A 14,395-nucleotide genomic window follows, 5' to 3' on the forward strand; every position below is an offset into this window, starting at 1 on the left:
GTGTCGGGCTCGGCATCGGCCCGGCCCTTGTAGGCCGGGGTGCCGGCCGGGGCGGGCTGCACCAGGCAGATGATCAGCGGGTCCACCTGCAGCTCGCGGCGCAGGCGGCGCTGCAGGCCCACCTCCACCTCCCGCTGCACACCCACCCAGTCGACGTCGGGGGCCTTACCACCGGTGTTTCGGGCCAGCTGGTTCCAGCGGTTCTCCAGCACCCAGGTGATCTCCCGCTCGGCCCAGACCGAGAGCTTGCGGGCATCGGCGGCCGTGACCACACCACGCAGGTTGACCCGTGGCGGCGCTGCCATCACGCCGTCGGTGGTGATCACCGCCAGCAGGGTGATGACACCGTCCTCGGCCAGCTGCTGGCGCTCCTTGAGCACCCGGGCATCGACGATGCCGTTGCGGGAGGCGTCGAGCAGCTCGATGCCGGCCTTCACCGGTTCACCCTTGTTGATGGTATCGGGGGTGAGTTCGACCACGTCGCCGTTGTCAATGATCAGGGTGTGGTCGGCTGGAATCCCCATTGAGTGGGCCGTCTTGGCGTGGCAGACGAGCATGCGGTGCTCACCATGCACGGGCACGAAGAACTTCGGCTTGGCCAGCGCCAGCATCAGCTTGTGGTCTTCCTGGCAGCCGTGGCCGGAGACGTGGATGCCCTCGCCCTTGCCGTAGACGACCTTGGCGCCCATCATCATCAGCCGGTCGATGGTGTTCACCACCGAGATGGTGTTGCCGGGGATCGGGCTGGCCGAGAAGATGATCGTGTCGGTGGACTTCACCTGCACCTGGGGATGCTCGCCGCGGGAGATGCGGCTGAGGGCCGCCAGAGGCTCGCCCTGGCTGCCGGTCATCAGCAGCAGGGTTTCACGGTCGGGCAGGTCGCGGATCTGCTTGATCGGCACGAACAGATCATCGGGGGCACGCATGTAGCCGAGCTCCCGTGCCTTGGCGATCACGTTGAGCATCGAGCGGCCCAGCAGCCCCACCTTGCGTCCGTTCTTCATCGCCAGTTCGAGAATCATCGAGACACGATGAATCGAGCTGGCGAAGGTGGTGATGATCACCCGGCCGTCGGCCTGGCTGATGTGGCGGTCCAGGTTCGGGAACACGGCCCGCTCCGGCGGGGTGAAACCGGGGATCTCGGCGTTGGTGGAATCGCTGAACAGGCACAGAACCCCCTGCTCGCCGTAGTGGGCCAGGCGCTGGATGTCGAAGGTCTCGCCATCGACGGGGGTGTGGTCGAACTTGAAGTCACCGGTGAAGATGATGACGCCGACGGGGGTGGTGATGGCCAGCGTGAAGCTGTCGGCCATCGAGTGGGTGTTGCGGATGAACTCCACCTTGAAATGCTGGCCCACATGCACCACATCCCGTGGGCCCACCGTCTGGATGGTGGTGCGGTCGGTGACGCCCGCCTCCTCCATCTTGCCCTGGAGCATCGACATGGCCAGCCGGGGGCCGTAGATGATGGGGATGTTGAAGTTCTTGAGGTGGTGTGGGATGCCGCCGATGTGATCTTCGTGGCCGTGGGTGACGACCATGCCGCGGATGCGCTTCTGGTTCTCGCGCAGGTAGCTGGTGTCGGGCATCACCACGTTGACGCCATGCATGCCATCGCTGGGGAAGGCGAGACCGGCATCGACGAGCATCAGCTCATCGCCGTATTCGAAGACGCAGGTGTTCTTGCCGATCTCGTGCAGGCCGCCCAGGGGGATGACGCGCAGGCCCTGGTGCTTGGCTTTGGCGCCGTTGCCGGAGCGGACGATGGGATTGACGTTCTGACTGGACATGTAGTTAGGGACTCAGGGGTGGCGATGGAAAGGAACGGGAAGCGGAAGCGGAGGTGACTCTGGACATCAGCCTTGGCGTCAGGTGGGACGCAGGGCAGCCAGGATCGAGGAAAGGCGCTGTCGCACGGCGGTATCGGCGGAAAGCAGGGGAAGTCGGGGGGCACCCACCGGCCAGCCGCAGATCTCCAGGGCGGCTTTGACGGGGATGGGATTGGTGGTGCAGAAGAGCGCCCGGCAGAGGGGCAGCAGCTGCTGGTGCTCGTCGAGGGCGGTGGCGATGTCGCCGCTGAGGAAGGCCTGGAGCATGGCCCGGATCCGCGGACCCACCAGGTGGCTGGCCACGCTGACCACGCCCACCGCACCCACCGCCAGCATCGGCAGGGTGAGGGCGTCGTCGCCGCTGTAGATCGCCAGGCGATCGCCGCAGAGCTCCCGCAGCCGGCTGACCTCCTCGGTGGTGCCGCTGGCGGCCTTGAAGCCCACCACGTTGGCCTCGTCGAGCAGGCGGGCCGTGGTGTCCGGGGCCAGGCTGCAGCCGGTGCGGCCGGGGATGTTGTACAGCATCAGGGGCAGCTCCGGGGCCGCCTGGGCCACGGCGCGGAAATGGGCTTCCAGGCCCTCCTGGGGTGGCTTGTTGTAGTAGGGCACCACCACCAGGGCGCCGTCGGCGCCGAGGGCCGCGGCCTCACCGGTGGCTTCCACGGCTTCGGCGGTGCAGTTGCTGCCGCTGCCGGCCAGCAGGGTGGCGCGGCTGCCCACCGCCCCCTTCACGGCGGCGAAGAGCTCGTGCTGCTCCTGCCAGGTGAGGGTCGGGGACTCGCCGGTGGTGCCGCACAGCACCAGGCCGTCGGAACCGTGGCTGACCAGATGGTCCGCCAGCCGGGCCGCCAGCTCCAGATCGACGGCCCCATCCGGCTGGAAGGGGGTCACCATGGCGGTGAGCACCCGCCCGAAGGGGGCCTCGGGGGAGGGGGCCGTGCTCGGCGCCGTCAGGGTGGCCGTGCTCAAGCGGCACCTCCGGCGGCGGCATCGGCCGCGGCGGGATCCCGCAGCAGTTCGGCGATCTGGATGGCGTTGAGGGCGGCACCCTTGCGGATCTGGTCACCGCAGAGCCAGAGCTCCAGGGCCCGGGGATCACTCAGATCCTGGCGGATGCGGCCCACGGCCACCGGATCGCGACCGGTGACGTCGGTGGGCATGGGGAAGCGGTTGGTCTCGAAGTTCTCGATCAGCTCCACCCCGGGGGCGGCCGCCAGCAGGGCACGGGCCTCCGCCACGGGGAAGGGCTCGTCGAACGCGATGTTGACGGCCTCGGAATGGGCCCGCAGCACCGGCACCCGCACGCAGGTGGCCGTCAGGCGCAGATCGGGGAGACCCATGATCTTGCGGGTCTCGTGGAGCATCTTGAGCTCCTCCTCGCAGTAGCCAGAGGGCTGCAGGGGCGAGTTGTGCAGGAAGAGGTTGAAGGCCAGCGAATGGGGCAGCACGGTGCTCACCGGCTCGCCCCCGTCCAGCACGGTGCGGCTCAGGTCGCGCAGCTCCTCCATGGCCCGGGCGCCGGCGCCGCTGGCCGACTGGTATGTGCTGACCACCACCCGCCGGATCGGCCGCCGGGCCGCCAGGGGGGCCAGGGCCAGGGTCAGCAGGATCGTGGTGCAGTTGGGATTGGCGATGATCCCGCTGTGGGCGAAGGCGGCCTGGGGATTCACCTCGGGCACCACCAGGGGCACGGCCGGATCCATCCGGAAGGCACTGGAGTTGTCGATCACCACGGCGCCGGCGGCCACGGCCACCGGCGCCCACTGCCGGGACACCGAACCGCCGGCCGAGGCCAGCACCAGGTCGATGCCCTCGAAGGCGTCGGCGCCGACCGGCTGCACCCGCAGGCGCTCACCCCGCCAGTCCAGGTCCTGGCCCGCCGAGCGCGGCGACGCCAGGGGCCGCAGCTCCGCCACCGGAAAGCCCCGCTCCTGCAGCAGCACCAGCAGCTCCTGGCCCACGGCTCCCGTGGCGCCGAGGATGGCGATGCGCAGCGGCCGCGAAGGCAGGTGGCGCGGAGGGGAGGGAAGGGTCGCTGAGACGGTCAACGGGGGGAAACGGGACGGGGGCGGGGCGGGAGCGGGCCTGCTGACTGAAGACGGGGCCCGGAAGAAAACCCTGGGAGGGGATCGGGAAACAGATGGGGCGTGGGGCCCCGGGGGCGGGAGCCTGAGACAAGACCTCCGACCTGGTGGCCGGATGGAACTCTTCAGTTGGAGATATGGGCGCGCCGGTGCGTCGATCGCACAATACGTGGCAGAGGCCCGGAACGGCCAGTTTCTAGGATGGGGGGCTGCCCGAAGCGAGCCCCATTTCATGAGTCCTGCCGCCAGCACCGAAGCCAACCTCCGGGTGACCACCTCCCCGCGCCCCGGAAGCCGTCTGGCGGTGGAGGTCGCCGTGCCTGCGGGGCGCAGCCAGAAGAGCTACGAGACCGCCCTGGAGAAGCTGAGCCGCAGCGTCAAGCTGCCCGGCTTCCGCAAGGGACGGGTGCCCCGGCCTGTGCTGCTGCAGCAGATCGGACCACTGCGGATCCGCGCCACCGCCCTCGAGGACCTGGTCGATGCGGTCGTGCGGGAGGCGATGCAGCAGGAGGCCATCGAGGCCATCGGCCGGCCCGAACTCAGCGAAGCCTTCGAGCGGGTGCTGGAGCGCTTCACGCCCGGGGAGGAGCTCACCATCACCCTGGAGATGGACGTGGAGCCCACCCCCAGCCTGCGCAGCACCAAGGGCTTCAAGGCCGAGGCGGAGCCCGTGCCCTTCGACCCGGCCCGGGTCGACGAACTGATCGAGCAGTCGCGCCGGCAGCTGGCCACCCTGGTGCCGGTGGAGGACCGGCCCGCCGCCGAGGGTGATGTGGCCCAGATCGCCTTCCGCGGCACCTTCGTCGACACCGGCGAAGCCATCGAAGGCGGCAGCAGCGACGGGATGGAAGTGGAGCTGGAGGAGGGGCGCATGATCCCCGGCTTCGTGGCCGGCATCATCGGCATGGCCGTCGGCGACAGCCGCGACGTCTCCTGCCGCTTCCCCGACAGCTACCCCCAGGAGCAGGCGGCGGGCCGGGAGGCCCTGTTCGCCATCACCCTGCTGGAACTGAAGACCCGGGAACTGCCGGCCCTCGACGACGCCTTCGCCCAGCAGGCCAGCGACAAGCCGACCCTGGCCGAACTCCGCGCCGACCTGGAGACCCGCCTGCGGGAGGACGCCGAGCGCCGCCATCGCGCCAACCGCCACGAGGCCCTGCTGACGGTCCTGGTGGAGGAGCTGGAGGTGGAGCTGCCCGAGACCCTGATCCAGCAGGAGGTGCGCAACCTGATCGAGCAGACCGCCGGTCAGATCTCCCAGCAGGGCATGGACGTCAAGAAGCTGTTCACCCCCGATCTGGTGCGCAGCCTCATGGACACCTCCCGGCCCGAGGCCGAGCAGCGGCTGCGGCGCAGCCTGGCACTCAAGGCCCTGGCCGCGGCCGAGCAGATCGAGGTGCCCGCCGCCGACCTGGAGGCCAGGCTGGCCGAGATCCGCAAGGGCCTGAGCGACAGCGCCGCCATCGACCCGGAGCGTCTGCGGCTGGCCGTGGCCGAAGACCTGCTGAAGGAGAAGCTGCTCGAGTGGCTCGAGGCCAACAGCACCATCACCGACAAGGCCCCCGCAGCGGAGGAGGCCCCGGCGGAGGACGGGCCTGAGGCCAGCGAAGAAGCTTCGCCCAAACCCGCCAAGGCCGCCAAGGCGAAGAAGGGAGCCGCCGGGGCCAAGGCCCGGGAGGACGACGCCCAGCCATAGATTGAGGCCACTCCCACCGTCCGCCAGCGAAACCGCGTGATCGACGCCCGACCGCCCCTGATCCCCGACTGGCTGCCCGCCGCCCTGGCGGGCCCGTCGGGGGCGCGGACCCACCCCGTGAACAACCTCTGGCAGGGGCCGATGCCCTGGAACGGGATGGTCGCTCCGAGCCCCACCGCCGCTCCTGGGGTGCTGCCCACGGTGGTGGAGCAGTCCGGCCGCGGTGACCGGGCCTTCGACATCTATTCCCGGCTGCTGCGGGAGCGGATCATCTTCCTCGGCACGGGCATCGACGACCAGGTGGCCGATTCCCTGGTGGCCCAGCTGCTGTTCCTGGAAGCCGAGGATCCCGAGAAGGACATCCAGATCTACATCAACTCCCCGGGCGGTTCGGTGACCTCCGGCCTGGCCATCTACGACACCATGCAGCAGGTGGCGCCGGACGTGGTCACCATCTGCTATGGACTGGCCGCCAGCATGGGGGCCTTCCTGCTCACCGGCGGGGCGCCCGGCAAGCGCCTGGCCCTGCCCAATGCCCGGATCATGATCCACCAGCCCCTGGGGGGCGCCCAGGGCCAGGCGGTGGACATCGAGATCCAGGCCCGGGAGATCCTCTTTCTGAAGGACACCCTCAACGGCCTGATGGCGGAGCACACCGGCCAGCCGCTGGACAAGATCGCTGAAGATACCGACCGGGACTACTTCCTTTCCCCGGCGGAGGCGGTTGAATACGGACTCATCGACCGGGTGGTCGATGACGCCCCAGCCCCCGTCGTCCCTTAGAACTTCAGGAACGACTGACAAATCGACGGCTGGGGTCGATCCTGGGGGCAGGTCCAACCTGCCGCCATACCCAGGGCGTCCACCGCCGCTCCCGCCGCCTCCTTGCCGATGGCCAAGTTCGACGCCCATCTGAAGTGCTCCTTCTGCGGCAAGTCCCAGGAACAGGTGCGCAAGCTGATCGCGGGGCCTGGCGTCTACATCTGCGACGAGTGCATCGATCTCTGCAACGAGATCCTCGACGAGGAGCTGGTCGAGCACCACGGCCATGGCCCCCCGGGCCGGCCCATGGCCGACGGGGGCCGCAAGACCCCGGCGAAGAAGTCGGCCCGGCCCGCCCCCACCCTGGCCACCATCCCCCGGCCCCAGGAGATCAAGAGCTTCCTCGACCAGCAGGTGGTGGGCCAGGAGGAGGCCAAGAAGGTGCTGGCCGTGGCCGTGTACAACCACTACAAGCGGCTGGCCTGGCAGGGGGACGGCAAGGGCGAGACGGATCAGACGGCCACCCGCCTGCACAAGTCGAACATCCTGCTGATCGGCCCCACCGGCTGCGGCAAGACCCTCCTGGCCCAGTCCCTGGCGGAGATGCTCGACGTGCCCTTCGCGGTGGCCGATGCCACCACCCTCACCGAAGCGGGCTACGTGGGCGAGGACGTGGAGAACATCCTGCTGCGCCTGCTCCAGAAGGCGGATCTGGACGTCGAACAGGCCCAGCGGGGCATCATCTACATCGACGAGATCGACAAGATCGCCCGCAAGAGCGAGAACCCCTCGATCACCCGCGACGTCTCCGGTGAGGGGGTGCAGCAGGCCCTGCTCAAGATGCTGGAGGGCACCGTGGCCAACGTGCCCCCCCAGGGCGGCCGCAAGCACCCCTACCAGGACTGCATCCAGATCGACACCAGCCAGGTGCTGTTCATCTGCGGCGGCGCCTTCGTGGGGCTGGAGGACCTGGTCCAGAAGCGCATGGGCCGCAACGCGATCGGCTTCCTGCCCGCCGACGGCCGCAGTCGCGTGCGCGCCGGCAAGGACAGGCAGTCCAGCGAGGTGATGCGCCACCTCGAACCGGAGGATCTGGTGCGCTACGGCCTGATCCCCGAGTTCATCGGCCGGCTGCCGGTGAGTGCGGTGCTCGAACCCCTCGACACCAGCGCCCTGGAGGCGATCCTCACCGAACCCCGGGACGCCCTGGTGAAGCAGTTCCAGACGCTGCTGAGCATGGACAACGTGCGGCTCGAATTCGAGCCCGGAGCCGTCGAGGCCATCGCCGCCGAAGCCCACCGCCGCAAGACCGGCGCCCGGGCCCTGCGGGGCATCGTCGAGGAGCTGATGCTCGACGTCATGTACGACCTGCCCTCCCGCCGCGACGTGCAGACCTTCACCATCACCCGGGAGCTGGTGGAGCAGCGCAGCAAGGCCAAAGTGCTGCCGATCAGTGCCGCCGCCGACCTCGACGGCCACCGGGGTGAACAGGCCACGGCCTGACACGGAGCTGTGTCCAACCAGGCGGTCTACCTCGTCACGGTGCGCGAGGGATCCGAGGTCTACGCCGACATGGCGCTGGTCTCGATTCTGTCGCTGAAGCTCACCAATCCCTCCCTGCCCGTCCGCCTGGTCTGTGACAGCGAAAGCGCACGACGGCTTCAGGAGTGCGGCCATCGTCTGCCGGGACTCTGTGACAGCGTCGAGACGGTGCAGGCGCCGGAGGGATCGCTGATCTACCGCCATCGCTGGATCAAGACCCAGCTGCCCCGCTTCCTCCGTGGGGGAGGGATCCACATCGACGCCGACACCCTCGTTCGGGGCTCCCTCACGGCCCTCCCCCGCGGCGACTGGGAGGTCGCCGCCGTCCCTGACTACAACCGCTGGGACATGGACGCGCATCTCCGGACCCTCCCCCATGTGATCCAGGCCCTGGAGCTGGGCTGGCCGCTGGACCTGACGCGGTACTTCAACAGCGGCGTCTTCTGCTGGAAGGACACCCCCACCGTCCACACCTTCTTCGCCGAATGGCACCGGCTCTGGCAGGAGGGCGTGCGGGCCGGGGAGCTGCTGAAGGATCAGCCCTCCTTCAACGCCACCCTGCAGCGCGGCCTGGTGAGCCTGGCCACGCTGCCGAACGCCTTCAACACCATGGTCCAGCCCGCCTGGGACCTCTCCCCGGAGGCCGTGATCTGGCACTTCTGGTCGGCGGGGGGCTGGAAGGACCACTCCTTCGCCCACCTGGTGGAGCAGGCGAAGCACCTGAGCACGGAACGGCTGACGGCGAACGTGCGGCGGGCGATCCGCTTTTCGAGGCCATGGCCGAGCTACGGCCGCGGCCTGGCCCGCCTGCTCGACTGGCGCGGCCACCGCTACGGCGGCTACCGGACGGTGGAGCGGCTCTGGCTCCTGGGGCAGCGGCGGGCCACCGTGCTCCACCTCCTCAAGCGCATCCGGGGAACCGGCAGGGGCAGCGATGCCCACGGGGAAGCGGCACCCCGGTGAGCGGCTATCCCCACTCCCGGAGGGAATCGGCCGCCGCACCGGTGACGCGATGCTGAGCGGAGTCCCCCTGTTCCGATCCGCTCCTTGGCCGCCGCCGATCATCTGCAGGCCCCCCGCCAGCACGGCCTGTTCCTGCACCACGGCATCGACCTGGGGGACGGCAGCGTGGCCCACTATCTGGAGGGCCGGGAAATCCTGCGCAGCCCCCTGCAGGACTTCAGCCGCGGACAGCCCATCAGCGCCGTGAGCTACCCGGAGGGGGCCTGCTCGCCGGTGGGGGTCACCCTGCGGCGGGCCATGGGCCGCATCGGGGAGCAGCGCTACAACCTGCTGTTCAACAACTGCGAGCATTTCGCCCACTGGTGCAAGACCGGCCGGCATCGCAGCGCCCAGGTGGAGGACTGGCTGCACACGGGCAGCCTCGGCGCCCTGGCCCTGGGCCAGTTCGTGCCGGCGGCCCTGCTCACCGGAGCGCGGGTGCTGCTGCGCCAGGGCCAGTCCCTCGCCGAGACCCTGGCCGGCAGCCTCGATCCCGAGCAGCTGGACCGGGGCCGCGAACTCGCCAGGCGCAGCCTGGAGCAGCTCGATGGCCTGCGCCAGCGGTTGCAGGAACGCCTGGAGGAGGAGCTGGCCCGGGCCGAACGGCGCTGGGGCGAAGCGGACGGCAGCCTCACCACGGGCAGCGACCCCTTCGAGCGGCTGCGCCTGGCGGGGCAGAACCTGGCCGACCAGCTGGCCGCGGTGGAGGAGATGGAGGACAGGCTGCAGCGGCTGCTGGAGCCGGCGGGCCACGATCCGGCCGATGGCGGCCCGCCTTAGGCTCCCTATCCGGTCAGGGCAGGGTGCATGGTCCAGGCCTACGAGCCCCTTCATCACAAGTACCGGCCGCAGCGCTTCGACCAGCTGGTGGGCCAGAAGGCGGTGGCCGACACCCTCAGCCAGGCCCTGCTCCAGAACCGCATCGCTCCGGCCTATCTGTTCAGCGGCCCCCGGGGCACGGGCAAGACCTCCAGCGCCCGGATCCTGGCCCGTTCGCTCAATTGCCTGGCCAGCCCGGGACCGACCCCGGAACCCTGCGGACGCTGCCAGCTGTGCCTCGACATCGCCGCCGGCAACGCCCTCGATGTGATCGAGATCGACGCCGCCTCCAACACCGGCGTCGACAACATCCGGGAGCTGATCGAACGGTCGCGCTTCGCCCCGGTCCAGGCCCGCTGGAAGGTCTACGTGGTGGACGAGTGCCACATGCTCTCCACCGCCGCCTTCAACGCCCTGCTCAAGACCCTGGAGGAACCGCCGCCGCGGGTGGTGTTCGTGCTGGCCACCACAGATCCCCAGCGGGTGCTGCCCACCATCCTGAGCCGCTGCCAGCGCTTCGATTTCCGCCGCATCCCCCTGGAGGCCCTGGTGGGCCATCTGCAGTGGATCGCCGCCGAGGAGTCCATCGGCATCACCCCGGAGGCCCTGCACCTGGTGGCCCAGCGCTCCCAGGGGGGGCTGCGGGACGCCGAGAGCCTGCTCGACCAGCTCAGCCTGCTGCCGGCGCCGATTGCCGCCGACGCGGTGTGGGACCTGCTGGGGGCGGTGCCGGAGGTGGAGCTGCTGCAGCTGGCCGAGGCCATGGCGGCGGCGGATCCCCTGCAGGTGGTGGAAGGCTGCCGCGAACTGCTGGACCGGGGGCGGGAACCGGCCGCCGTGCTGCAGGGCCTGGTCAGCCTGCTGCGGGATCTGCTGCTGGCGGGGGTGGCGCCCGACCGGCTGGAGCTCACGAGCGTGACACCCGAGCTGCGACCCCGGCTGCCGGAGGTGGCCCGCCGGATCGGCAAGGCCCGCCTGCTGCGCTGGCAATCCCAGCTCAAGGGCAGCGAGCAGCAGTTGCGCCACAGCGTCCAGCCTCGGCTCTGGCTGGAGGTGCTGCTGCTGGGCCTGCTCGCCGAGCCGGCCACCATGCCCGCCACACCCGTGGCCGCCGCAACACCCCCGCCAACCCCGCTGGCAGCGACTCCTGCAACGACTCCAGCAGCGACTCCGGCAGCGACCCCGGTGGCACCGTCCGGGACCGTGCCGGCCGCGCCCCCAGCGAATCCGGCGACCGCCCCGGAAAGCGCAGGGCCCGCAGGCGAGGATCTGGCCGAGCTCTGGCAACAGATCCTGGCCGGGCTGGAGCTGCCCTCCACCCGGATGCTGCTCTCCCAGCAGGCCCAGCTGTTGCGGCTGGATGAGCGGCGGGCGGTGGTGCGGGTGGCCGGCACCTGGATGGCCATGGTTCAGAGCCGCCTGCCCCTGCTGGAGAAAGCCGTGGCCAGTGCGCTGGGAAGTCCGCGACAGGTCTCCCTTGAGGCGGGGGGAGACAGCATCGGGCCACGGCAGACGACGAGCCAGCCTCCACCGGCCCGATCAGCCCCTGCCCCCGCCCCTGCCCCTGCCGCCAGCCAGACGACACCCCAGGCCAACGGGATGATCCCCTTGGAGAGGCCGGCGGCGACCCCATCGCCGGCTGCGCCTCCCATCACAGGGGCGCAGGTCAGCGAACCCAGGGCGGCACCACCCCCCAGCTCCGCTGCGATCGATACGCAGGCCAGTCGGCTGGCTGAATTCTTCAACGGGGAAGTGATCAGTGGCCTCATCGGAGATCCTGAATAACGGATTCGTCAGGCGATGGCCCTCAACGGCGTGACGGCCTGCCCGCGGAAGGGATCACCGAAGCTGCGGGCCATCGGCGAGCGACCTGCGGGCGATCAGTGCTGGCGCTTGACCATCAGGAGCGCCCGAAGACCCGGCCAAGCCTGGAACCAAAGCTCTGGGCCAGGGCGGACGCCATGGAATCGGGCTCCATGGGCCTCTGGCCCGGGTAGAAGCGTTGATAATCCTCCGCATAGATCTCTGCGACCCTCTGCCTGAGCCTGCGCTCCTTGCGCGGGGAAAGCCGCTTCAATGGGGAATCAGGGCCGTTGGCCTTCGGCAGGACCAGGGTCCTGCCCAGCCGCTGGGAAAGCACCTGCATGAGATCAGAAAGGCGCTCAAAGTAGAAGATATTCACCTTCGCGGAGCCGTCCAGAAAGGTGGACTGGGGCCTGAGATGCAGCAGATCATGAGAGGCCGCGAGCTCCACGTACTGCTCGAAATCGAGCGCATGCAAGTCAAGGCCGTAGTACCACTTCGCAAAATCAGCCATGGCCCGATCCTTGCGCCGGAAGGATGACACCAAGCGCGTCCAGGGATCGCGAACCACGCTGAAGACCCAGCTGTCGCGAACAAAATCAGGATGCAACGCCTCCATCTCACCCAATCGAAGATGCTGCAGGAACTGAGAGCTCAATTCCAGCTTCATCAGGTCGGGAGAGGCAAGTCTGCCAAAGCAGACATCTGAATTCTCAATGGCAGGATCGAGGTCAAGCCCGAGAGCCAACTCGATCGATGTTCCAGCGGTTTTGGGAATATGGATAAACGTAATCCCTGGCTCACGGAACAAAGGCATAATCAGCTGGCAGGAAATACCGATTGGCCAGATAGTACCATAACGTAACTACCTAGCCCAGCCAAGATAGGTTCACCATCTCAATCATCGCCGCCATTCAGACTGACGAGATACCTACAAGGTCTCGCGCTCAGAATCCATTCAGGGCATGACTTCAGAGCGCAGAGCATCTGGAGCGCCAGCCCATCGGAGTGGGCAGCATGGCCAGACTTCAGACCCGACCGGTTTCCGCTGCAAATCCGGGCTCCTCGTCCGCGGTCCCTGCCTCGGCCTCCGCCCCATGGGCTTCAAACGTTTCACCCAGATGCAGCGTCTTGACCCAGACCAGCTTCTTGGGCAGCAGGGCCATCTTCAGGGTCACCCAGGGGATCACCAGGAACCAGTGGACCAGGTAGACGATGCCGAGGCCGGCGCTGAAGGGGTTCATCGCCGGCAGGGGCGGGCCCTCCGACGGGCGGCGGCAGCCCGTGGCGATCGCCATCCCTGAAAGGGCCAGGGCCACGATCGAGAACGGCCACATGGTGGGGGCCGTGCGGGTGAGCAGGGTGCCGATCAGGTCGGCGCTCGCCACCACGGGCAGCACGTACTGCAGGAGGAAGAAGCAGGTGAGATCGAGTTTCTGGCTGAAGCCCAGCCGGTCGGACACCAGGCCGGGGCCGTAGTCGAAGAAGCGCTGCAGGCCCCCCTCGGCCCAGCGCTGGCGCTGGCGCCACAGGGCCGGCAGGGTCAGCACCGCCTCCTCCTGCACCGGGGGATCCCAGAGCACCCCGATCGGCAGGCCTTCGAGCAGCAGACGGAAACTCAGGTCGAGATCGTCCGTGACCGTGTCCTCGTTGAAGCCCCCGACCTTCAGGAGCGCCTCCCGCGACAGCAGCTGCCCATTGCCCCGCAGTTCGGCCACCCCGCCGTTGGCCAGCCGTCCCTCCTGGATCATGGCGTCGAAGGCCATCTCCATTGCCTGGGCGGTGGTGAGCAGGTTGGTCTGGGCATTGGCCACCGCCTTGCGCAGCTGCACCGCCGCCCAGCCGCCGGCTTCCGCCCAGGGAACGAGGCGCTCCAGCACATCCGGCTGCAGGTCGGCATCGGCGTCGAGCACGAGCATCCAGCGGCCGGCCAGTTGCTGCAGCACCAGATTCAGGGCCCCCGACTTGCCGCCGCCCGCGTCCCTGGGCCGGCGCAGCACCCGCAGGAACGGATGCCGGCCCTGCAACTCGACCAGCAGCTCGGGGGTGCGGTCGTCGCTGCCGTCATCGACCACCCACAGGGCCAGCTGGCCCTCGGGCCAGCGCAAGGCGGCGATGCGCTCCACCAGCCGGGCGATCACCGCCTGCTCGTCGCGGGCGGCGACCACCACATCGACGGCGGGGACAGTGGCCGCCTCGCTCGCCGCCGGGGCGGGCGCCTCCCTGGGGCGTCCGCGGAAGGCCTGCAGCAGCACGGTCCGCAGGCTGTAGCCCCCGAGCAGGGTGGCCAGGGTGAGGGCCGGCACCAGGCTGCGACCGGGGGGCAGCCAGTGGGGGGCGATCCCCACCAAGCCGCAGAAGGCGAGGAACAGGGCCGCCTTGGCACGGCGGCGATCGCTGTCACTGCCGCCGGCAGCCATGGGGAACCTCATGCAGGCGGAGACTCTAGGGGGAATCGCCGCCGGCACCCAGGGGCTGGAGGGAGGTGCCCGGGTAGTAATGCGCCAGGATCCGCCGCGCACTCCAGCCGCGACCGGCCAGATCGATCGCCCCCGCCTGGGAGAGACCGGCCCCGTGGCCGAAGCCGCCGCCGGCCAGCTGCCAGACCCCCTCGCCCGCCGGTTGCAGCGTGAACAGGGTGCTGGGCAGGGTGCGCAGGGTGCGGCGGATCGCATCCAGCCGCAGCACCGTGCGGCCCGTGGTTCCCTGCACCTCGAGGGCCAGCACCCGGCCGCTGGGACCCCGCGCCAGCACCGTCAGGGCGGTGGGCCGCCCCACGCCCCGCCCCGGCCCGAGGGCGGCGGCGACCTGGCCAGCCGTGAGCCTGTCTCTCATCCACCTCTCCGAGCCCACGAGAC

12 protein-coding genes are annotated in these 14,395 nt (G+C 69.4%); 6 read left to right on the forward strand and 6 right to left on the reverse strand.

The features are described 5' to 3' along the window. The 3 genes from VB737_RS10935 to VB737_RS10945 all read right to left on the reverse strand — a co-directional run. Window positions 1–1,790, reverse strand: a 1,790-nt coding sequence (locus VB737_RS10935) for a ribonuclease J (protein ID WP_500312916.1), incomplete at its 3' end; no start/stop codon positions are given. A gap of 78 nt (window positions 1,791–1,868) precedes the next feature. After that, window positions 1,869–2,798: a 4-hydroxy-tetrahydrodipicolinate synthase gene (gene dapA, locus VB737_RS10940; RefSeq protein WP_500312918.1), complete on the reverse strand. Its 930-nt coding sequence runs from the start codon at window positions 2,796–2,798 to the stop codon at window positions 1,869–1,871. Next, window positions 2,795–3,877 carry an aspartate-semialdehyde dehydrogenase gene (locus VB737_RS10945; protein ID WP_500312920.1) on the reverse strand — a complete coding sequence of 361 codons (1,083 nt, stop codon included), beginning with the start codon at window positions 3,875–3,877 and terminating at the stop codon, window positions 2,795–2,797. Before VB737_RS10945 ends, dapA begins: the two co-directional genes overlap by 4 nt. A gap of 268 nt (window positions 3,878–4,145) precedes the next feature. On the opposite strand from VB737_RS10945, the gene tig reads away from it, so the two are divergent. The 6 genes from tig (at window position 4,146) to VB737_RS10975 (ending at window position 11,519) form a co-directional block, all read left to right on the forward strand. Then, window positions 4,146–5,609 carry a trigger factor gene (gene tig, locus VB737_RS10950; protein ID WP_500312922.1) on the forward strand — a complete coding sequence of 488 codons (1,464 nt, stop codon included), beginning with the start codon at window positions 4,146–4,148 and terminating at the stop codon, window positions 5,607–5,609. A 141-nt stretch (window positions 5,610–5,750) separates the two neighbouring features. Beyond that, window positions 5,751–6,392: an ATP-dependent Clp endopeptidase proteolytic subunit ClpP gene (gene clpP / locus VB737_RS10955; RefSeq protein ID WP_500312934.1), complete on the forward strand. Its 642-nt coding sequence runs from the start codon at window positions 5,751–5,753 to the stop codon at window positions 6,390–6,392. Between the two features lie 108 nt (window positions 6,393–6,500). Continuing rightward, window positions 6,501–7,874, forward strand: a complete 1,374-nt coding sequence (gene clpX / locus VB737_RS10960) for an ATP-dependent protease ATP-binding subunit ClpX (protein ID WP_500312923.1) — start codon at window positions 6,501–6,503, stop codon at window positions 7,872–7,874. Window positions 7,875–7,883: 9 nt separating this feature from the next. Beyond that, window positions 7,884–8,876 carry a hypothetical protein gene (locus VB737_RS10965; RefSeq protein WP_500312925.1) on the forward strand — a complete coding sequence of 331 codons (993 nt, stop codon included), beginning with the start codon at window positions 7,884–7,886 and terminating at the stop codon, window positions 8,874–8,876. Between the two features lie 84 nt (window positions 8,877–8,960). Beyond that, window positions 8,961–9,695 carry a lecithin retinol acyltransferase family protein gene (locus tag VB737_RS10970; protein ID WP_500312926.1) on the forward strand — a complete coding sequence of 245 codons (735 nt, stop codon included), beginning with the start codon at window positions 8,961–8,963 and terminating at the stop codon, window positions 9,693–9,695. A gap of 27 nt (window positions 9,696–9,722) precedes the next feature. Continuing rightward, a complete protein-coding gene (locus tag VB737_RS10975) occupies window positions 9,723–11,519 on the forward strand; it encodes a DNA polymerase III subunit gamma/tau (protein ID WP_500312927.1) in 1,797 nt (598 codons plus the stop codon). A 115-nt stretch (window positions 11,520–11,634) separates the two neighbouring features. Here VB737_RS10975 and VB737_RS10980 read toward each other — a convergent pair whose 3' ends face one another. The 3 genes from VB737_RS10980 to VB737_RS10990 all read right to left on the reverse strand — a co-directional run. Further along, window positions 11,635–12,354, reverse strand: coding sequence for a sulfotransferase family 2 domain-containing protein (locus tag VB737_RS10980; protein WP_500312929.1), 720 nt, complete (start codon window positions 12,352–12,354; stop codon window positions 11,635–11,637). A 211-nt stretch (window positions 12,355–12,565) separates the two neighbouring features. Continuing rightward, window positions 12,566–13,957 (reverse strand): glycosyltransferase family 2 protein, encoded by a 1,392-nt coding sequence (locus VB737_RS10985; protein ID WP_500312931.1) that lies wholly within the window; start codon window positions 13,955–13,957, stop codon window positions 12,566–12,568. 25 nt (window positions 13,958–13,982) lie between these two features. Continuing rightward, a partial coding sequence (locus VB737_RS10990; RefSeq protein WP_500312933.1) for a DUF8618 domain-containing protein occupies window positions 13,983–14,395 on the reverse strand: 413 nt, incomplete at its 5' end.

Origin of the sequence: Synechococcus sp. BA-120 BA3, from assembly GCF_034931285.1 — a bacterium.
Lineage (GTDB): Bacteria > Cyanobacteriota > Cyanobacteriia > PCC-6307 > Cyanobiaceae > Cyanobium.

What these genes read in the sequence shown, in the direction of transcription:
- tig (WP_500312922.1), top strand. Translation starts at nt 4,146, where the DNA reads ATGAGTCCTGCCGCCAGCACCGAAGCCAACCTCCGGGTGACCACCTCC.
- VB737_RS10975 (WP_500312927.1), top strand. Translation starts at nt 9,723, where the DNA reads ATGGTCCAGGCCTACGAGCCCCTTCATCACAAGTACCGGCCGCAGCGC.
- clpX (WP_500312923.1), top strand. Translation starts at nt 6,501, where the DNA reads ATGGCCAAGTTCGACGCCCATCTGAAGTGCTCCTTCTGCGGCAAGTCC.
- VB737_RS10985 (WP_500312931.1), bottom strand. Translation starts at nt 13,957, where the DNA reads ATGGCTGCCGGCGGCAGTGACAGCGATCGCCGCCGTGCCAAGGCGGCC.
- clpP (WP_500312934.1), top strand. Translation starts at nt 5,751, where the DNA reads ATGCCCTGGAACGGGATGGTCGCTCCGAGCCCCACCGCCGCTCCTGGG.
- VB737_RS10980 (WP_500312929.1), bottom strand. Translation starts at nt 12,354, where the DNA reads ATGCCTTTGTTCCGTGAGCCAGGGATTACGTTTATCCATATTCCCAAA.